This is a genomic window from Sphingomonas jatrophae (genome assembly GCF_900113315.1).
In the GTDB taxonomy this organism is placed as follows: Bacteria; Pseudomonadota; Alphaproteobacteria; order Sphingomonadales; family Sphingomonadaceae; genus Sphingomonas_P; species Sphingomonas_P jatrophae.
In genome coordinates this window covers 1056970-1075350 of sequence record NZ_FOZG01000001.1, presented here as the reverse complement: position 1 = coordinate 1075350, position 18381 = coordinate 1056970, and the positions used below count along the sequence as shown (strand labels likewise).

Below are 18381 nucleotides of genomic sequence, written 5' to 3'. Positions count from 1 at the left end.
CCGGAACGCAGGCGCAGCGGTTCAGTCCGGATGGCGCCACGCTTTACACGCTCGAAGGCAGCTACATCTCCCGCTACTCGGTCGAGACGGGTGCCTATGCCGGCTCGGTGTTGAGCGAGAGGGGCGGGCTGAGCGGGTTCGACGTGACAGCAGACGGGCGGTTCGTCATCGCCACGTCCTCGAAGGCTGCGAACGAAGTTTCCTCCGGCGAAAGCAGCGCGCGTGACATCAGCGTCTTCCGCTACGACCTGACGACGGGCGCGACGGACACCTATACCACGCGCGTGACCGGGCTTGCCGGGCCGTTCGACGATGTCGAGGTGCTGGCTGATGGGCGTGTGCTCCTCACGCAAGCAGGCCAAAATGGCGGCGGTACTTTCCCGCTTGTCACGCTCGATCTCGTCACCGGGACGTTCGCATCGGCAGGAACGGAGGCCCTCCCCGCCTATGTGAATGTCTCTGCCAGCGCGGGCGGCACCTACAATCTGGTCAGCGGGGGTATTTACCCGGGGCGAATCGCGCTGCTGGACGCCAATGGCACGCTGCTCGCCACGCGCGAACCGCTGGCGGATGCTATCCCGGCCTTCAAAAACGGGTTGGCGGCGGTAAGCAGCACTGGACAGGTCCTGCTCGGCACAGACGATGCCCTTAATCTCTACGACGTCAGGCTTGCTCTCCAGCGCGATATCTTGCCGGAGTTGCGTGAGCAACTCGGTGCGGGGCAGTTCAGCGCGATCGCCTTCAGCGCTGACGGCAGTCGTCTCTACGGTGCCAATCCTGCGACGAACGCGGTCTACGAGGTCGCGACCGCCAATTGGACGGTGACCAACGCCTGGGCGGTCGGAACCACCATTCCAGGGGAGTTCTTCTCGAACGCTGATCCGCTTGTGCTCGCACCCGACGGCCGCACGCTGCTCGTACAAGGGACGTTGATCGATCTCGGCACCGACAACCGGATCATCGCGGGCGATGGCGGCGGCCAACTCGTCGGCACCGATCAGCCCGATTTCTTGCAAGGCGGCGCAGGTCGCGATCGCATCGATGGCGGCCTTGGTTCGGATACGCTCGCCGGCGGTGCGGGTGACGACACGTACGTGATCTCGGCGCAGGCGCCCAGCGGCACACTGTCACCGCCGGACGTGATCATCGAGCGCGCCGGCGAGGGCCAAGACGAGGTAATTACCTCGGTCGACTATCGCCTGCCAGACAATGTCGAGACGCTCCGCCTTGCCGCGGGCGCAATCGCGACGATCACTGGTGGCGACCAGGGCGGCACCCTGATCGGGAACGAGCTTGGCACGCTGCTGGTCGGCGGTGCCGGCAACGACGTGTTCGTCGGCGGAAAGGGCAACGACACTTTTCAATCGAACGGCAAGGGCGTTGATACCGCAGTCTTCGCCGACACGATCGCGGATGCAAGGCTGGAGCTCGTCAAGCAGACAATCTACCGCGGCACTCAATACCATCTTTACGTCGAAAGCGCGGATGGTCGCGATGATGCGGGCGTGATCGGCAACAGCTTCGGCTCGAGCGGCGGCATCAGCAGGCTGCAGTTCGACGATGGTGTGATCGAGACGCGCAGCCTCGTGGCGGTCGATCAGGGCTATGCCAGCTACGTGGGCCGGGCACCCACAAACAGCGAGCTGGTGACGTTGGCGGTGGCGCTTGGGAGCGCTGGGGATCCACGCCAGGCGCTGTTTGAAAATGCTACGTTCGGCTCCGCTGTCGGAAACCGCATCGATCAGGCTTACGAGCGGTTCGCCGGACGGGACGCGACCGCCGACGAGATTGCCGTCTGGAAGGGCAAGCTCTTCTATGAGAACTACTCGCTGCGAGCCTTCGAGCAGGTGGTGATCAATGCGCCGCTTACGGCCGATGCCATCGGTCATGTCTATGGTTCGCTGTTCGGCCGGGCGGCGTCCACTGCCGAGATCGAGACGTGGCGCAGCCTGTTCAGCCAAGGCGCCGATCTCAATACGGTCCGCTCCACGATCCAGGCCGAGATCGACACGCGCAACGCGCCGCTTAATGCGCAGATCGATGCTCTCTACCGCGATTATGGCGGGCGTTCGGCAAATCCTGAAGAGCTGGCCTTCTGGCGGGAGCAGGTTGAGGGAGGTGCGCCGGTGGGCGCCATCAAGAGCGCGATCCTTGCCGATCCGCTTAGCGTTGCTGCGATCGGCGACACCTATCTCGACCTGTTCGGACGTGCGGCGACCGCGCAGGAAGTCGCCACCTGGCGTTCACTGTTTGGCGACGGCCGCGACTTGGGCGATCTGCGCGCCGAGATTCTCGCCGACCCAGCAGGCCGGGCGTATACCGGTGCGGTGATCGTGGACGCCTATCAGGACCTGTTTGGCCGCGCGCCGACGCCGCAGGAGGCCGCCACCTGGCAGGACTTATTCCGGGCGGGCAAGGATGCCGGCGACCTGCGCGCCGCGATCCTCGCCGAGCCGGCAGGCCAGGCCAATGTCCGCAGCGTCATTGCCGACGCTTATCAGGATCTCGGGGGCCGCGCGCCGACTGAGGCGGAGGTGGCGACCTGGCTGGACGCGTTCCGCGGCGGCGCGGACGCCACCAGCCTGCGCGGTGCCATCCTCGACGATCAGGTGCTGGGCGCCAGCGCGCGCGGCGAGATCGCCGACGCCTACCAGGATCATTTCGGCCGCGCGGCAAGTGCGGACGAGACCGCCACCTGGCTCGCGCTGTTCCGGAGCGGCACCGAGACCGACACGCTGATCGACACGCTGTTCACGCACCCGCAGGCGCGCGCCAACGGGGTTTTGGAAGTGTTTGGCACCGCCAATGCCGACAGCTTTGCGCTCGGCGGTGCCGAGGACCTGCTGATCCGCGGCTTCGATCCAGCGCAAGACTTGATCGATCTGCGCGGCTCCCCGCTCGCCGGCAGCAACCCGCTCGCCTTCGCGCACGAGGTGACCGCACTCGACGGCCGCATCGACGTGCTGATCGACACGCTCAGCCACGATCTGCTGTTCACCGGCCTGCGCCTCGACCAGCTCAGCACAAGCGACTTCCTGGTGTGAGGCGGGGTTAGTAGTTGAGGTGCGGCCGCTTCCGCAGGACCGCCTAAAAGGCGAAGCTAGCCGCTTTCCCGCGAGCTGTTCCGATCATTGTCGACCTGAGGCGCGTGGAAGGTCGAGGTCTGGTTGGCGCCGGCAATCTGACTGCGCTAAGACACGGCTCGAGTGGCCGCTTGTGAAGCGGTATGTTCGTCAGCCGCGGTCGCGGCAACTGTGCCTGCCTATACCTTTCCCTCACCTAAGCGAGCGATGACATGGCGATCCGCGGCGTGACGTATAACGTGATCGACGGCACCTCCGCCGGTGAGACCATCACCGGCACCGATGGACCAGACCTTGTCACTGCAAAAGCGGGCGACGACACCGTTTACGGCGGCCTGGGTAATGACGACCTTTCCGGTCAGGATGGAGACGACACGCTCTTCGGCGGCGGTGGCAACGACAGTATCGGCGGCAATGAGGGTGAGGACGTCCTCTACGGCGAGGATGGGGATGACGTGCTGTGGGGCGTGAACGGCGGTGATCGCATCTACGGCGGCGCGGGTCGCGATGATCTTCGCGGTGGGCAAGGCAATGATCTACTGGTTGGCGGCGACGGCGACGATCGCATGATCGGTGAGCAAGGCAGCGACCGTCTGATCGGCGGGCGTGGTGACGATAGCTATTACGGTTTGTTCGAAGATTATCGCTTCATCATCGATGATGGTCGGGACAGTGCGGTCGTGAACGCAACCATGGCGGAGTCACTGCTTGATTTTGCCCGCACCGGGGCCAGTTCGCCGTGGAACGGGTATTTGCCTAGCGTCAGCACCGTGTTCGTGATCTCTCCGGATGGCACCGACACGTTCAACTCGATCGGTGGGATCGAGTTTAACGACGGGCTGGTGCTAGGCTACGCGATCACATCTCTCCAAGTGTTCGCCGCGTACGAGATGCTGATGGAACGCCGGCCAGACACGTCCGAATATGCGTTCTGGTCGGGCAGGCTGGTCAATCTCGGATCCGGAAACGGCAACCTTCTGATGCGCGACGCGATTCTGGAATCGGCGGAAGGTCGTGCGGTATTCGCCGGCAACGTGGACGAGGCGTATCGTATGTTCGTCGGCCGTGCGGCAACGGCGGCGGAGGTGAGCGCCGAACACTCCGCCGCCTTAAGCAACCGCGACTATGAACTGTCGTTCGACGCCATGCGCGAGCATGTCATCGACAGGCATCAGGCAGAAGTCGGCGAGATGATCACGCAGACCTACCGGGCGATTGCCGGACGAAGCGCCACGACCAGCGAAATCGCAGTGTGGATGGACCTGTTCGGTTCGGCCAAAAGCAATGAGTCGCAGCCGTGGGGCTATTCACTCCATGACACGTTTGCCACACCCGATACGTTGGTGAATGCGCTGATGTCCGATCCTGGCACCGGCGGCAATGTTCTCCAGCTGCGCGGCACCACGGATAGCGACCTGTTCGTCATCCCGGCAAATTCCACGAACGTACGGATCACCAATTTCGACGCACGGACTGATCGCATCGTCATCGAAGGCGGTGCATATTCGAGTGCGGATCTGTTGGATCCGGCCAAGGTTCGGCAAACGACTGACACGTACCTGTTCGGCGGCCAAACCTCGGTTGTCGATGGAAATGTGCTGATCGAGCTCGATGCCACTCACCGCATCATCGTGGAGGGGCAATATGGCACGTTGGATCGCGAACAATATCTGTCCCGCACCACCGATACGATCGATACCTATTACCAGCGCCATTTCGGTCGCATCGCGATGGTGGGCGAGGTGGAGGCGTGGGACGATCTGTTCGCGGGCGGCGCCACCTACGACACGCTGGTGGATGCGCTGATAAAGGACGGCGCGGCTATCAACGTGCAGCGGCTGGCCGGTACCGCAGGGGCGGATACGCTGGCGCTGGATGCCGGCTTCCGGACTGCCGTCGTCACGGGTTTCGATCCCGCAGCGGACACGCTATCGCTGCGTGGCACAGCTTATGCCGGAACAGATCCGCTGGCGCTCGCTCGCGAGGTCACCGGCCTGGACGGTTATACGGACGTGCTCGTCGCCTTCGATGCCGCTCACTCGCTATTGTTCGACAACATCACCCTCGCACAGCTGAGTAGCAGCGACTTCCTGGTCTGACATGCGCGAACGCGGCTGAGACGGCGGTGTGTTCCCCGTCGCAGCTTGATGAGTACGGGCCAAATTGCCAAGCAGCTGTGGGCCATCCGGGACATCTATGCTGTCCAGCAATGGGGGCGGAACAAGGCAAGGCATAGTGTAGCAACGTAAGCCGGTGGACCGGCTTGCGCCTCTGATCCCCCGCTCGGCGAAAGTGCGATCATAGGTGTGCTCGCCATTCCGGCGTTCCTGATGTCGCAAGCTCCGCTCTGGATCCGCGGCGTGATCTGATCCCTGGCCGCGCTGCGGTTGAGCCGAAAAGTCGACCATGTCATTGGCGCGCCCGGCTGGATTCGAACCAGCGACCACGAGCTTAGAAGGCACGTGCTCTATCCAACTGAGCTACGGGCGCGCGCGGTGCAGCACATAGCGTGGTTCCGTGCGCGCCGGAACCACGTTAAGCCTGTCCGCCATGGCGACCGATCCGCGATCCGCATCTCCGCAAGCCACCAGCGCGCAGGCTCTGGCGGAGCGGCCGTTTGCCTGGTTCGATTTCGTCATGGCCGCCTTCGTCACGATCCTCCTGTTGTCGAACGTGCTCGGCGCGGGGAAGGTGGCGGTGATCCAGCTGCCCGGGATCGGCCCGTGGCCGTTCGGCGCGGGCATCCTGTTCTTCCCCATCGGCTATGTCCTGGGTGACGTGCTGACCGAAGTCTACGGATATGCCCGCGCGCGACGCTGCATCTGGGCGGGCACTGCGGCGCTGCTGTTCATGGCGATGATGAGCTGGGTGGTGGTCGCGCTGCCGCCGGCCCCGGAATGGGGCGGGCAGGCGGCCTATGAGGCGGTGTTCGGGCAGGTGCCGCGCATCGTCTTCGCCTCCATCGTCGCATTCTGGGCGGGCGAGTTCGCCAACAGCTACGTGCTGGCGCGGATGAAGCTGCTGACCGGCGGGCGGCACCTGTGGATGCGCACGATCGGGTCTACGATCGTGGGGCAGGCGGTGGACAGCCTGATCTTCTATCCGCTCGCCTTCCTTGGTGCGGCGGGGTGGACGGGGTCGCTCGTCCTCAAGGTGCTGGCGACGCAGTGGGTGCTGAAGGTCGCGTGGGAGGTTCTGTTGACGCCGCTGACCTATGCGGTGGTGGCCACGCTGAAGCGGCGCGAGGGGGTGGACGTGTTCGATGCGGGAACCGATTTCACGCCGTTCCGGGCACGACTGTGACGACCTTGACCGGACCTGCCGCGGCCGTGCTGGGCGCGCTGATGCTGGCCGCTTTCCTGCTGGCGGCAGGCGGCGCGTGGCTGCTGGTGCAAGGACGCGACCGCCGGCGTGCGGCGCTGATGCTGATCGCGGCGGCGGTGTTTGCGGCGAACGTGCTGATCTGGACGGTCTAGGGCAAGCGGGGGAGCGGCGTCGTGCAACAGCAGGTCTCCGTGATGACGCTCGGCGTGCAGGCGCTGGATCGATCGCGCCGCTTCTATGTGGACGGTTTCGGCTGGCGCCCCGTGTTCGAGAATGAGGAGATCATTTTCTATCAGATGAATGGTTTCGTCCTTGGCACCTGGCTGATCTCCGCGCTGGAAAGCGACATGCAACGCGGCACGCTGAGCCTGCCGGGCGCGTTTGCGATGGCGCACAATGTCGCCGATCGAGGGGACGTGCAGCCGCTGCTCGATCGGCTCGTTGCCGCAGGGGGTCGGTTGCTCCGTGCCGCCGATGCGCCCGCGCACGGCGGCTATCGAGGTTATGTCGCGGACCCGGACGAGCATGGTTGGGAGATTGCGTGGAACCCGGCCTGGTCCATCGACGCCCAGGGCCATGTGACGTTCAGTCTCTGACATCGCGCGCGGCGGGACGGCCGCGTCGCCAGCTACGAACGGCTGCCCAGCACCGCCGCCACCTGCTCCGCCAGCCACGCCGCATCGCCTTCGCCGGCAAAGCCATGGCTGGCACTCGGCCGCACGCGCACGTCGAGCGCGAGGTCGCGCCAGCGTCCGCTTCGCGCCGCAGCGGCGAAGGCGATGGCGGTGGCGTCACCCTCCGCCAGCAGCACGGTGGTGGGCAGGCGCGCCGCAAGCAGCGCCGCGGCCAGCTGATCCGTCAGCGCTCCTGAGCGGCTCAGCGCAGCGGCCAGGCCGCGCGCCACGCGGCGCAGATCCAGCCGGCCGGTGAGCAGCCGGCGCCATGCGTCGACGTCCCCCAGCTGCGCGCGATAGCGGCTGCGGATGGCGGCGGGGGGCGGCAGGCCGGCGGCGGGCTCCACCACTTGAGGGTTGGCGAGGATCAACGCCTCGAGCCCGGCCGCGCGGCCGTGCAGCGCCAGAGCCGCGGCAGCATCGCACAGGCCATAGCCGACGATCCGCGTCAGCTGCGGTTGTGCCCGGCGCAGCGCAGCGGCGGCAGCGGCGATGTCGGCCAACTGGTCGCGCCAGCCGGGATCGTCGCCATCCGAATCGCCGATGCCGCGCCGGTCATAGCGGAGGACGGGATGGCCGGCGGCGGCGAGGAGGGCGGCCAGCCGGGCCTGCCCGCCATGCGCGCCGCTGCGCACCTGCAATCCGCCGGTGACGATCAGCAGGCCCGTCGTGCCCGGCGCCTCGTCGAGGCTGGCGACCAACGTCGCGCTTTCGCAGGCGACCGTCAGCGCGCGTCGCACGTCGCGATCCAACGGGCGAGATCGGCGGCCAGCGTCTGAGCGACTGCCGGGTCACGCCCCGGCTCCGCGCGCCGCCAGGGTGGCGTGCCGGGCCATTCCTGATCGGAGACGGGGCAGGTCGGGCAGGGCAGGGTTGCGGCGTGCAGATCCTCCTCAAATGCCGGTGAGATCGCCCACCCGCCAATGCCTGCACTGTCGCCATGCCGCCCCGCGCGGACCAGAGGTCGCAGCACCGCTGCGCCGTCGCACGCATTCAGTCGCCAGAGCGAGCGCGCCTCCTCCACCAGCAACGCACCGCCACGGACCGCCGCGACGTGCGGCGCATGGCCCGTCTCCGCCGCGACATGTGCCTGCACCGCGCGCACTGCCGCGCGCCAGTCGACCAGCCGGATCGCGGCGAGCGGCACGATGCTGTCACCCTGCGCGGGCAGGTCGAACAGCCAGGTGCCGATGCCGTCACCCAGAGCGCGCAGCAGATCGCTCGCGAAGCTGCGGGTGAAGTTCGCCTCCTCGAACAGCGGCTGCACCAGCAGCAGCTGCGGCGCATCCGCTGGCCCGCGGCGGATGGTCAGTTCGGGGCCGTGCGCGGTCTCGTAGCTGCCGAGCCGCAGGCCAGCGGTCACGCCAGTGCCTTGGCCCGGACGAAGCTGTGCAGTGCGCCGAAGCTGGCGAGCGTGTCGCCATCGATATCGTCATCATCGATGACGAAGCCCATGCGATCCTCGATCTCGGTCAGCAGATTGCCGACCGCCATCGAGTCGAGTTCGGGCAGCGCGCCGAACAGCGGGGTAGCATCGGTGAAGGTGGCGACGCGCGCGGGATCGATCGCCAGCACGTCGGCAAGCACCGCCCGGAGCGTCGCCTCGACCTCGCCTGCGTCGTCCGTCACCTGCCGCTTGCCCCCAAGATCATGTTGCGGCGCACCTAGCGGTTGCGGAGCGTGCGGACAAGCTTGCCCGCCACGTCGCGCGCCAGGCCGGCCAGCCCGTTGAGGTTGCGCGGGTTCCACGCGTCGAGCCGGTGGAGCGGGCGCACCTCGTCCATCCAGTCCGCCTTGTAGGCGTCGTCGCCGGTGCCGAAGTCGATCAGTCGCACGCCGTCCGCCTCGATGACATGGCGGAACATGGCGTGGCTGAGCAGCGTGCCGGGCGAGCGGGCGCGGTCGGCCTCGTCATGTGCCAGCTTGTGGATCGTGGCGGTGCCGCCCTCGACCAGCCACAGCTGCGCCGCCACCGGACGCGCGCCATCATAACCGAGGCCGAGGCGGAGCGTGCCCGCAGCGCCTTCCTGCTCGGCCAAGACGTGCAGGAAGGCCGGCGCGCCCTCCGCCCGCTTCCAGCTGCGCGCGTAAACTGCTTCATAGTCGCGCCATGCCGCCGCATCGAAACGGTCGAGGATGACGAGCCGGAACGGATCGCCACGTCCCCTCCGGCGCACTGTTTCGCGCAGGGCGCCCGGCCGCGCCGCCCAGTAGGTCGGCCAGTCGGTCACCGCGACGTGCCGATTCACCGATGCCGCGCTCAGCCGCGTGCGCCAGCCGGCCGCCGCAAATACATGCGCCAGGTGTGTGTCGGCGAGAGGCCAGAGCGCGACATGGCCGATCCCCTGATCCGCCAACGCGCGGGCGAGCGCGGGCAGGCACGCGTCCGCCGCGCCGATCCGCGGCGCATCGAAGCGCAGGCTATACCAGCTGACCATCCCCTCGGCGCGCGCGCCCTCCCGCATCAGGAACAGCCACGCCGCCGCCGCGCCATCCCGTGCGCGCAGGATCAGCGGCCGGCCGCGCAGCGGCGCATGCGCCAGCGTCAGGCGATACCAGTCGAGCCTATCAAACAGCGACGCCTGGCGCCCCCGGTCCAGCGCGCCTGCGGCATCGGCGGCCACCGCGTCGAGATCGTCAAAGATGCGGACCTCGACCAATCCATCTCCGTCGCTTGCCATGCGCGGCCACCCGCGCGAAGGACGCGCTAGCATGGTTCCGCTTAACGAGACGCCTTCGCCGCTCGATCATCTCGCGCTTCGCGGTGCGGGGCAGGCGGCCGCGATCGAGGACCGCGCGGGCGTCGTCACCTATGCCGAGCTGGATCGGATGACGGGCGCGCTCGCCGCGGCACTCCGCGAACGTGCGGCCCCCGGCGCGCGCATCGCCTCGTGGCTGGCGAAGTCGCGGCTCGCCTGCGTGCTGCCGCTGGCCTGTGCGCGGGCGGGGCTGGTCCATGTGCCGATCAATCCGCTGCTCAAGCGGGCGCAGGTGGCGCATATCCTGGCCGATAGCGGCGCCGTGCTGCTGATCGGCGGCGAGGCGCGGCTGGGCACGCTGGCGGCCGATGACGTGCCCGGCGCCTGTGTTGCCGTGGCGGAGACGGATGCGGCCGGTTGGCTCATCGGGGAGGGACTTGCGCCATCGTCCGCCGATCCCGCGGCCTTGGTCGCGATCCTCTACACGTCGGGGTCGACCGGCCGGCCGAAAGGCGTGATGCTGAGCCACGCCAATCTTTGGCTCGGCGCCATCTCCGTCGCGCATTACCTGCGTCTGGCCGACGATGACGTGCTGCTCGCCGCCCTGCCGCTCTCGTTCGATTACGGGCAGAACCAGCTGCTCTCCGCCTGGGCGGCGGGCGCGCGGGTCGTGCCGCTCGATTATCTGCTGCCGGCTGATGTGGTGAAGGCGTGCGCCCGCCACGGGGTGACGCAACTGGCCGGCGTGCCGCCCTTGTGGGTGCAGCTGGCGGAGGCGAACTGGCCAGCGGAGGTCGCCGCACGCATCCGGCGCCTGACCAATACGGGTGGACGGCTGGCGGTGCCGCTCGGCCGGCGGCTGCGCGCGCTGTTTCCTGATGCCGAACTGTTCTCGATGTACGGGCTGACCGAGGCGTTCCGCTCCACCTTTCTCGATCCCGCGCTCTACGATGCGCATCCCGAGTCGATCGGCAGCGCGATCCCGTTCGCCGAGGTGATGGTCGTGCGCCCGGACGGCAGCCTCGCCGCGGACGGTGAGGCGGGGGAGCTGGTCCACGCCGGGCCGCTGGTGGCGCAAGGTTACTGGCGCGATGCCGAGCGGTCGGCCGCCCGCTTCCGCCCGGCGCCTGCCGCCTCTACCCACGGCGGCGTCGCGGTTTGGTCGGGCGATACGGTGGTGCGCGATGCGGACGGGCTGATCCGCTTCGTCGGGCGGGATGACGAGATGCTGAAATCGGCCGGCAACCGCATCAGCCCGACCGAGATCGAGGAGACGGCGGTGGCGAGCGGCGAGGCGATGGAGGCGGTGGCGTTCGGCGTGCCCGATGCGCGGCTGGGCCAGGCGATCCGGCTGGTGGTGGCGGGTCCGGGCGACGACGCCGCCCTCGCCGCCTATCTGAAGCGCGAGCTGCCCGGCTTCATGCAGCCGCAGGCCATCCGCCGCGCGGACAGCCTGCCGCGCAATCCCAACGGCAAGCTCGATCGCCGCGCCATAGCGGAGGCATTCGCATGAAGCCGATCGGTCCCATCCCGCCCGGTTTCGCCGCGGGCGGCGATGGATCGCTGATGATCGCGGGCCGCAGCGTCGAGGCGCTGGTCGCGGCGGCGGAGGATACGCCGCTGTTCGTCTACGATCTGGCGACCATCCACGCGCAGGTGATCGCCTTTCGTGCCGCTTTCCCGAACGTCGCGCTGCATTATGCCCTCAAGGCCAATCCGTGCCGCCCGCTGGTCGCCGCGATGGTGGGGCTGACCGACGGCATCGACGTCGCCTCCGAGGGCGAGCTGGCGCTGGCGCAGGAGGCCGGCGCGCGGGAGATCAGCTTCGCCGGCCCCGGCAAGCGCAACCGTGAACTCACCGCCGCAATCCGCGCGGGCGTGACGATCAACCTCGAATCGGAAGGGGAGGCGGCCCGCGCGCTGCGCATCGCCGACGGGATCGGCATTCGGCCGAAGCTGGCGGTGCGGGTCAATCCGGATTTCACGCTCAAGGGTTCGGGCATGAAGATGGGCGGCGGCGCCAAGCCGTTCGGCGTCGATGCGGAGCGTGTGCCTGAACTCGCCCGCAGCCTGATCGAAGCGGGGGCGGACTGGCGCGGCTTCCACATCTTCGCGGGTTCGCAGGGGCTGGATGCCGATGCGCTGATCGAGACGCAGGGTGCCACGCTCGATCTTGCCGCGAAGCTGGCGGAGGAGGTCGGCGCATCGCCGCCGCTCGTCAATCTCGGCGGCGGCTTCGGCATCCCCCATTTCGCGGGCGACCGGCGGCTGGACGTGAGCGTCATCGGCGCGGCACTGGCCGAACGGCTGGCGCAGCCGCCCGAACCGCTTGGCCAGACGCGCTTCGCCATCGAGCTCGGCCGCTGGCTGGTGGGGCAGGCGGGCGTCTACCTCACCCGCGTGATCGACCGGAAGGTCAGCCATGGCGAGACGTTCCTCGTCGTCGATGGCGGCCTGCACCATCAGCTCGCCGCCTCGGGCAATTTCGGCACGGTGGTCCGCCGCAACTATCCGCTGGCCAATGCCAGCCGCTTCTCGGCCGAGCCGACGGAGCAGGTGAGCGTCGTCGGCTGCCTCTGCACGCCGCTCGACCGGCTGGGCGATCAGGTGATGCTGCCGCGCACCGAGGTGGGGGATCTGATTGCGGTGTTCATCGCAGGCGCCTATGGCCGGTCCGCTAGCCCGGAGGCGTTTCTCGGCCACCCTGCGCCGGTTGAGCTGCTCGTCGGCTGAAAGGGCCGGGAGTAGGGTTAACCGCCACCAATCCTAACCGTCTGTTCACCTCTGTGCGGCATAGCGAAACGTGAACAGATGCCCGTCGCCCAAGGTGGCGGGCCCGCACAGGCGTGAGGTGACGATGAGGGGTTTGCGGTCTTCGCGGATGGCGCTCGCGCCGGGAATGGCGGCAGCGGCGCTTGCGCTGCTGTCCGGCTGCACCACGGCGACGGGCCCGCAGCTGCCGCCCGCCTCCTTCGTCGCGACGGAGGAGAAGCCGAGCGAGGATTATGTCATCGGCCCGCTCGATCAGCTGACCATCTTCGTGTGGCGGAATCCGGAGCTTGGCGGCAAGGTGCAGGTGCGCCCCGACGGCCGCATCACCACGCCGCTGATCCAGGATCTGCCCGCCACCGGCAAGACGCCGACAGAGCTTGCCGCCGACATCACGCAGCGCCTGACGAAATACGTCAAGGAGCCGCTCGTCTCGGTCATCGTCGATCAGTTCTCCGGCACCTATTCGCAGCAGGTGCGCGTCGTCGGCGCGACGGAGAAGCCCGCCAGCCTGCCGTACCGCGCGAACATGACCCTGCTCGACGCGATGATCGCGGTGGGCGGCCTCAACGAATTCGCCAGCGGCAACAAGGCGCGGCTGATCCGCTTCAACAAGGAAACGGGCAAGCAGCAGGAATTCGATCTGCGGATCGGCGCGTTGCTGAAGCGCGGCGATTCCAGCGCGAACGTGAAGCTTGAGCCGGGCGACGTCATCATCATCCCCGAAAGCATGTTCTGAGGAGCCGCTGATGGGGGGGCTGATCAACGAGCTGCTGATCGCGGCACATGGCGTGTGGCGTCGGCGTTGGCTGGCGCTGGCGATCGCGTGGGGCGTCGCCCTGCTCGGCTGGCTGGTGGTTGCGCTGATCCCCAACAGCTACGAATCGCGCGCCCGCGTGTTCGTCCAGATGCAGACGCTGCTGCCGGGCAAGATCGGCATCACGACGGGTGAGCAGCAGCGCACGATCGATCAGGTCCGCCAGACGTTGACCAGCGGGGTGAACCTGCAGAAGGTGATCCGCGGCACCGATCTGTCGCAGGAAGTGCATAGCGACGCCGATCTCGCCGCCGCGGTCGAGAAGCTGTCGCGAGCCATCACGATCAAGGCGCAGCAGGACAATCTGTTCGAGATCACCGCCCGCGCCAGTGCCGGCGGCCTGTCCGATGCGCAGAACGCCAAGCTTGCCCGCGCCATCGTGCAAAAGCTGATCGACATCTTCGTCGAGGAAAACCTCGCCGGCGACCGTGACGAGACCGAGCAGACGATCCGCTTCCTCGACGGCGAGCTTGCCCGCCGCCAGGCCGGGCTGGACGCGGCGGACCGCAAGCGGGCGGAGTTCGAAAGCAAGTTCATGGGCATGCTGCCGGGCTCCGGTTCGCTCCAGCAGCGGCTGGAACAGGCGCGCACCGAAATGTCCTCGGTCGACATGCAGTTGATCGCGGCGCAGAGCGCGGCCTCGGCGATGAGCGGCCAGCTCGGCTCGACGCCCGCCACCATTCCGGTGCCTGGCGCCACCACCGGCGGCGGCCGTGTCGCCGCGCTGCAAGGTCAGCTGGCCGACGCCACCGCCAAGGGCTGGACCGACGCGCATCCCGACGTGATCGCAATCAAGGGCCAGATCGCGCGCCTGCGTGCCGCCGGTGGCGACGGGGCGAGCGGCGCGGGCTCGATGGCGAACCCGATGTACGCCTCCGTCCGGGCGATGCTGGCTGAGAAGCAGGGCACCGTCGCCGCGCTCCAGGCCCGCAAGGCGCAGCTGGCAGGCGACATGGCCGCCTTCGCCGCCAAGCAGGTGGAGGAGCCGGAGATGGCCGCGCAGCAGGCGCAGCTGAACCGCGACTATGAGGTGCTGAAGGCGCAGTATGACAAGCTGCTGCAGGATCGTGAGGACGTGCGCCTGCGCTCCGAGGTGGCGAGCAAGACGGATGCGGTGCAGTTCCGCGTGATCGATCCGCCGTCGTCGCCGCGCCTGCCGGTCGCGCCGCCGCGGCCGCTGCTGCTGTTCGGCGTGCTGATCGTGGCGCTCGGCGCCGGCGTGGCGGGCGCCTTCGCGCTCGGCCAGCTGAAGACCACCTACACCACGCCCGAGAAGCTGGCGCAGGCGAGCGGCCTGCCCGTGCTCGGCGCGATCGGCGAGGTGGTGACGCCCGGCCGGGCCGCCGCGGCGCGCCAGCGGCTGGTGTGGTTCGCCGGCGGCTCCGGCGCGCTCGCCGCATGCTGCGCGCTGCTGCTGGTGGTAGAATTCGTGCGCCGCGGGCTGGTGGCGTGAGAGGGAGCCGAGCATGACCGACAGCCCCGCCCGTTCGCTGCTGGAGCGCGCTGCCCGCGCCTTCGACTTCGAGGCCGCCGCCCGCGCCCACGCTCTGCCTGTCGCGGAGGATGCACCCGCGACGGTGGTCGAGCCCGAGGGCGGCTGGCGCCGTGCCGCTGCGCGCCGCGGCACCATCCCGCGCGACCTGCTGGAGACGCAGGGCTTCATCCTGCCCGATGCGATCCCGTCCGCGCTCGCGGAGGAGATGCGCATCGTCAAGCGCCAGCTGCTGCTCGCGGCGGGCGCACCCGGCGCCACCGCGCGTGACCGCATGGTCCTGATCGCTTCCGCCCGCGAGGGGGAGGGCAAGACCTTCTGCGCCGCCAATCTCGCGCTCAGCCTCGCGAGCGAGCGGGATTGGGAGGTGCTGCTGGTCGATGCCGACGTGGCGCGCCCGTCCGTGCCGCGCGTGCTGGGGCTGGAAGAAGGGCCGGGGCTGCTCGATGCGCTGGCCGATCCGCATGTCGATGTCGAAGGCTGCATCGTCCGCACCGACATTGGCGCCCTGTCCGTCCTGCCCGCGGGCCAGCCCGTGCCGAACGCGACCGAGCTGATCGCGTCCGATCGGATGGGCTCGCTGCTGGAACGCTTGAGCAGCCGCAGCGATCGCCGCCTGATCATCTTCGATTCGCCGCCCGCGCTTGCCGCGTCGCCTGCCGCCGCCCTCGCGCTGCATGTCGGGCAGACCTTGCTCGTCGTCCGCGCGGACAGCACCGGTGAGGCGGAGCTGAAGGAGGCGGTGGGCCTGCTCTCCGCCTGCCCGCGGCTCCAGCTGCTGCTCAATGCCGTCACCTATCATGGCGGCACGCGGCGCTTCGGCGGCTATTACGGAAAGGACGCCTGATGGCCCCCCGGTTCGCCATTGCGGGCCTGCTCGCCGCGTCGGCGCTCGCCGCCCCGGCCGCGGCGCAGCGCACCACGATCCGCCCCTATGTCGAGGCGAACCAGACCCTCGTCGCGCAGATTGCGGGGCCCAGCTTCGACGACGATGTCGTCACCTATACCGGCGTCGCCGCAGGCGTGGACGGCACGATCGACACGCGCCGCCTGTCGGCCGGCATCTCCTACCGCTACGAACATCAGTTCAGCTGGGACGACAGCTACGGCGATGCGGATACGCATAGCGGCGTCGCGCGGCTCAACTACAAGCTGGTCGACAACCTGCTCGATTTCGAGGCGGGCGGCATCGCGGCGCGCACCCGCGTCGACATTCGCGGCTTCGCCCCGGCCATCATCACCGGCAACCAGCCCAACGTCGCCCAGACCTTCGGCGCCTATGCGGGCCCGACGCTGGCGACACGCGTCGGCGATCTCGACATCAACGCGCTCTATCGCTTCGGCTGGGTGCGGGTCGACAACAAGGGCGATCTCGGCCTGCTGCCGGGCGAGCAGCGCATCTCGACCTACGACGAGTCGACCAGCCACCTGCTCAGCGGCAGCGTCGGCATGCGTCCTGGTGAGCTGCCGTTCGGCTGGAGCGTGTCGGGCGGCTATGTCCGCGAGCAGGTGAACGAGCTCAGCCAGCGCTTCCACGATTACTATGTCCGCGGCGACATCGTCGTGCCGGTCAGCCCCACGCTCGCCGTCACCGCCGGCGCCGGCTATGAGTGGATCAGGTCGTCCAGCGCCACGCCGCTGATCGGCCCGGGCGGCGTGCCCGTGCTCGACAATGGCGGCCGCTACGTCAAGGATCCGACCCAGCCGCGCATCCTCGCCTATGACGATACCGGCATCTATTACGACGCCGGCGTGATCTGGAAGCCGAGCCGACGTACCACCCTGGTCGCGACGGTGGGCGAGCGTTACGATCAGCTCGCCGTCACCGGATCGTTCAACCATCAGATTTCCAGCACATCCAGCGTGCAGGTCGGCGTCTACAATGCGGTGGACAGCTTCGGCCGCTCGCTTAACCGCAGCCTGTCCGCGCTGCCGACGACGATCGCCGTGCCGCGCACCGCATTCTCCAACCGGGGCGGCGGCTGCGTCTTCTCCAACAATGGCGCGAACGGACCGGGCGGCTGCTTCGACGATGCGTTCCAGTCGCTCGCCACGGGCGATTTCCGCTCGCGCGGCGTTTATGCCGTCTATTCCGCCAGCCGCGGGCCGCTCTCGCTCGGCTTCGGGGCGGGTTATGCGCAGCGGCGCTATCTGACGCCGATCTATGGCACCATCTTCAACATCGCCCGCGTGAAGGATGAAAGCGTCAGCGCGCAGGCCAATCTCGGCGTTCGCCTGTCACCGCAGACCACGCTCGAAAACGCAATCTATGTCGATTGGTACAAGGCCGGGCTGCTCGACGGCGGAGATATCGTGACGGGCGGTGCAACCAGCGCGCTCTATCACGATTTCACCGGCAGGCTGAGCGGGACGGCAGCAGCCGGCGTCTATGCCACCGATCAGGAAGGCTATGATACCATCGTCTCGGGGCAGTTGCTGGTCGGCATGCGCTACCAGTTTTAAAGATACGCCGGGTTAGCGCCCGACGCGGAGGCGTTTCGCATGTATGATGAACATTACGGCCTGGCCGACCGACCCTTCCAGCTGACGCCGGATCCGCGCTTCTATTTCGACAGCGCGACGCACCGGAAGGCGATGGCCTATCTCGGCTATGGCCTGGCGCAGGGCGAAGGCTTCATCGTCATCACGGGTGACGTCGGCACCGGCAAGACGACGCTGGTCGCGCACCTGATGGAGACGATCGATCGGGCGCGGCTGAACGTCGTCCAGCTCGTCTCCACCCAGGTCGGCGCGGACGATCTGCTGCGGCTGGTGGCGCAGACGCTCGGCCTCGCCACCGAGGATGTCGCCAAGGCGCAGCTGATCGACCGGATCGAGCGGCGGCTGCACGACTCGGCCCGCGCGGGCAAGCGCACGCTGCTGGTGGTCGACGAGGCGCAGCTGCTCGGCCGCGACGCGCTGGAAGAGCTGCGCATGCTCTCCAACTTTCAGGGTGGCGGCCAGGCGCTGCTCCAGATCTTCCTCCTCGGCCAGCCGGAGTTCCGCGCGGCGCTGAACGGCGAGGAGCGGCTGGAGCAGCTGCGCCAGCGTGTCATCGCGACGCACCACCTCGATCCGATCGGCGCGGATGAGGTTGGCCCGTACATCCTCCACCGGCTGAAGAAGGCCGGCTGGACGGGCAATCCCGCCTTCACCGCCGATGCCTTCGCTGCGCTCCACGCGCATTCGGCGGGCGTGCCGCGGCGGGTGAACATGCTCGCCGGGCGCACGCTGCTGATGGCCGCCGTGGAGGAGGCGACCACCATCGACGCACGGCTGGTCGAGGCTGCCGCCGCCGACATGGCCAAGGACGATCTGGCCGCCCCCGACAGGCCGGCCGAGGCGGCCGTGATCGATTCCGGCCTTGCCGATCGCCTCGCCCAGTTGGAGGCACGCCTCTACGCGCAGGACGCGCGGCTCGAGGAGCAGGATGCCGTGCTCAAGCGCGTGCTGAGCCTGCTGGTCGAATGGATCGAGAGCGACGACCGCAGCGGCCGCTATCCCCGTTCGGTCGCCTGACGCG

General features: G+C 68.2%; 16 protein-coding genes and 1 tRNA gene. 12 read left to right on the top strand and 5 right to left on the bottom strand.

Annotation, left to right across the window (positions count from 1 at the left end):
* Positions 1-143 precede the first annotated feature (143 nt).
* Both BM360_RS05005 and BM360_RS05000 read left to right on the top strand, forming a co-directional pair.
* Positions 144-3044 carry a calcium-binding protein gene (locus tag BM360_RS05005; protein WP_165611202.1) on the top strand — a complete coding sequence of 967 codons (2901 nt, stop codon included), beginning with the start codon at positions 144-146 and terminating at the stop codon, positions 3042-3044.
* A 251-nt stretch (positions 3045-3295) separates the two neighbouring features.
* On the top strand, positions 3296-5182 hold the full coding sequence (locus BM360_RS05000) for a calcium-binding protein (protein ID WP_093311658.1): 1887 nt from the start codon (positions 3296-3298) through the stop codon (positions 5180-5182).
* 314 nt (positions 5183-5496) lie between these two features.
* Here BM360_RS05000 and BM360_RS04995 read toward each other — a convergent pair.
* A tRNA-Arg gene (locus BM360_RS04995) sits at positions 5497-5573 on the bottom strand.
* 60 nt (positions 5574-5633) lie between these two features.
* On the opposite strand from BM360_RS04995, the gene BM360_RS04990 reads away from it, so the two are divergent.
* From BM360_RS04990 to BM360_RS04985, 3 genes are read left to right on the top strand one after another with little or no spacing between them, the layout of a single operon-like run.
* Entirely contained in the window at positions 5634-6386 is a 753-nt protein-coding gene (locus BM360_RS04990; protein WP_093311655.1) for a queuosine precursor transporter, read from the top strand.
* Positions 6383-6559: a hypothetical protein gene (locus BM360_RS19500; protein WP_165611154.1), complete on the top strand. Its 177-nt coding sequence runs from the start codon at positions 6383-6385 to the stop codon at positions 6557-6559. The genes BM360_RS04990 and BM360_RS19500 overlap by 4 nt, the downstream gene beginning before the upstream one ends.
* Before the next feature lie 21 nt (positions 6560-6580).
* A complete protein-coding gene (locus tag BM360_RS04985; RefSeq protein ID WP_093311651.1) occupies positions 6581-7003 on the top strand; it encodes a VOC family protein in 423 nt (140 codons plus the stop codon).
* A 32-nt stretch (positions 7004-7035) separates the two neighbouring features.
* On the opposite strand, the gene BM360_RS04980 is transcribed toward BM360_RS04985, so the two are convergent.
* Genes BM360_RS04980 through BM360_RS04965 form a run of 4 tightly spaced genes read right to left on the bottom strand, consistent with a single transcriptional unit; the run spans position 7036 to position 9762 of the window.
* Positions 7036-7821: a hydrolase 1, exosortase A system-associated gene (locus BM360_RS04980; protein ID WP_093313776.1), complete on the bottom strand. Its 786-nt coding sequence runs from the start codon at positions 7819-7821 to the stop codon at positions 7036-7038.
* The gene (locus tag BM360_RS04975; RefSeq protein WP_093311648.1) at positions 7806-8444 is read right to left on the bottom strand and encodes a hypothetical protein; all 639 of its coding nucleotides are present in this window, start codon (positions 8442-8444) and stop codon (positions 7806-7808) included. The genes BM360_RS04980 and BM360_RS04975 overlap by 16 nt, the downstream gene beginning before the upstream one ends.
* Positions 8441-8710, bottom strand: a complete 270-nt coding sequence (locus tag BM360_RS04970; protein ID WP_093311645.1) for an acyl carrier protein — start codon at positions 8708-8710, stop codon at positions 8441-8443. The genes BM360_RS04975 and BM360_RS04970 overlap by 4 nt, the downstream gene beginning before the upstream one ends.
* Positions 8711-8745: 35 nt before the next feature.
* Positions 8746-9762 (bottom strand): GNAT family N-acetyltransferase, encoded by a 1017-nt coding sequence (locus BM360_RS04965; protein WP_165611201.1) that lies wholly within the window; start codon positions 9760-9762, stop codon positions 8746-8748.
* 31 nt (positions 9763-9793) lie between these two features.
* Between BM360_RS04965 and BM360_RS04960 the strand changes: the two genes are divergently transcribed.
* From BM360_RS04960 to BM360_RS04930, 7 genes are all read left to right on the top strand, one after another.
* The gene (locus BM360_RS04960; protein ID WP_093311636.1) at positions 9794-11293 is read left to right on the top strand and encodes an AMP-binding protein; all 1500 of its coding nucleotides are present in this window, start codon (positions 9794-9796) and stop codon (positions 11291-11293) included.
* Positions 11290-12513 carry a pyridoxal-dependent decarboxylase, exosortase A system-associated gene (locus tag BM360_RS04955; RefSeq protein ID WP_093311628.1) on the top strand — a complete coding sequence of 408 codons (1224 nt, stop codon included), beginning with the start codon at positions 11290-11292 and terminating at the stop codon, positions 12511-12513. Before BM360_RS04960 ends, BM360_RS04955 begins: the two co-directional genes overlap by 4 nt.
* Positions 12514-12661: 148 nt before the next feature.
* On the top strand, positions 12662-13288 hold the full coding sequence (locus tag BM360_RS04950; RefSeq protein ID WP_242653406.1) for an XrtA/PEP-CTERM system exopolysaccharide export protein: 627 nt from the start codon (positions 12662-12664) through the stop codon (positions 13286-13288).
* A gap of 10 nt (positions 13289-13298) precedes the next feature.
* Complete coding sequence (locus BM360_RS04945; RefSeq protein ID WP_093311624.1) at positions 13299-14819, top strand: XrtA system polysaccharide chain length determinant; 1521 nt, start codon at positions 13299-13301, stop codon at positions 14817-14819.
* Positions 14820-14832: 13 nt separating this feature from the next.
* Entirely contained in the window at positions 14833-15705 is an 873-nt protein-coding gene (locus BM360_RS04940) for a P-loop NTPase (RefSeq protein WP_093311617.1), read from the top strand.
* Entirely contained in the window at positions 15705-17321 is a 1617-nt protein-coding gene (locus BM360_RS04935) for a porin family protein (RefSeq protein ID WP_093311615.1), read from the top strand. Before BM360_RS04940 ends, BM360_RS04935 begins: the two co-directional genes overlap by 1 nt.
* 39 nt (positions 17322-17360) lie before the next feature.
* Positions 17361-18377 carry an XrtA/PEP-CTERM system-associated ATPase gene (locus BM360_RS04930; protein ID WP_093311608.1) on the top strand — a complete coding sequence of 339 codons (1017 nt, stop codon included), beginning with the start codon at positions 17361-17363 and terminating at the stop codon, positions 18375-18377.
* The last annotated feature ends 4 nt before the right edge of the window (positions 18378-18381 follow it).

Excerpts from the sequence above, each read along its gene's own strand:
- BM360_RS05000 (WP_093311658.1), top strand. The coding sequence starts at position 3,296 with ATGGCGATCCGCGGCGTGACGTATAACGTGATCGACGGCACCTCCGCC.
- BM360_RS04990 (WP_093311655.1), top strand. The coding sequence starts at position 5,634 with ATGGCGACCGATCCGCGATCCGCATCTCCGCAAGCCACCAGCGCGCAG.
- BM360_RS04965 (WP_165611201.1), bottom strand. The coding sequence starts at position 9,762 with ATGGCAAGCGACGGAGATGGATTGGTCGAGGTCCGCATCTTTGACGAT.
- BM360_RS04960 (WP_093311636.1), top strand. The coding sequence starts at position 9,794 with ATGGTTCCGCTTAACGAGACGCCTTCGCCGCTCGATCATCTCGCGCTT.
- BM360_RS04955 (WP_093311628.1), top strand. The coding sequence starts at position 11,290 with ATGAAGCCGATCGGTCCCATCCCGCCCGGTTTCGCCGCGGGCGGCGAT.
- BM360_RS04950 (WP_242653406.1), top strand. The coding sequence starts at position 12,662 with ATGGCGCTCGCGCCGGGAATGGCGGCAGCGGCGCTTGCGCTGCTGTCC.
- BM360_RS04945 (WP_093311624.1), top strand. The coding sequence starts at position 13,299 with ATGGGGGGGCTGATCAACGAGCTGCTGATCGCGGCACATGGCGTGTGG.
- BM360_RS04940 (WP_093311617.1), top strand. The coding sequence starts at position 14,833 with ATGACCGACAGCCCCGCCCGTTCGCTGCTGGAGCGCGCTGCCCGCGCC.
- BM360_RS04935 (WP_093311615.1), top strand. The coding sequence starts at position 15,705 with ATGGCCCCCCGGTTCGCCATTGCGGGCCTGCTCGCCGCGTCGGCGCTC.
- BM360_RS04930 (WP_093311608.1), top strand. The coding sequence starts at position 17,361 with ATGTATGATGAACATTACGGCCTGGCCGACCGACCCTTCCAGCTGACG.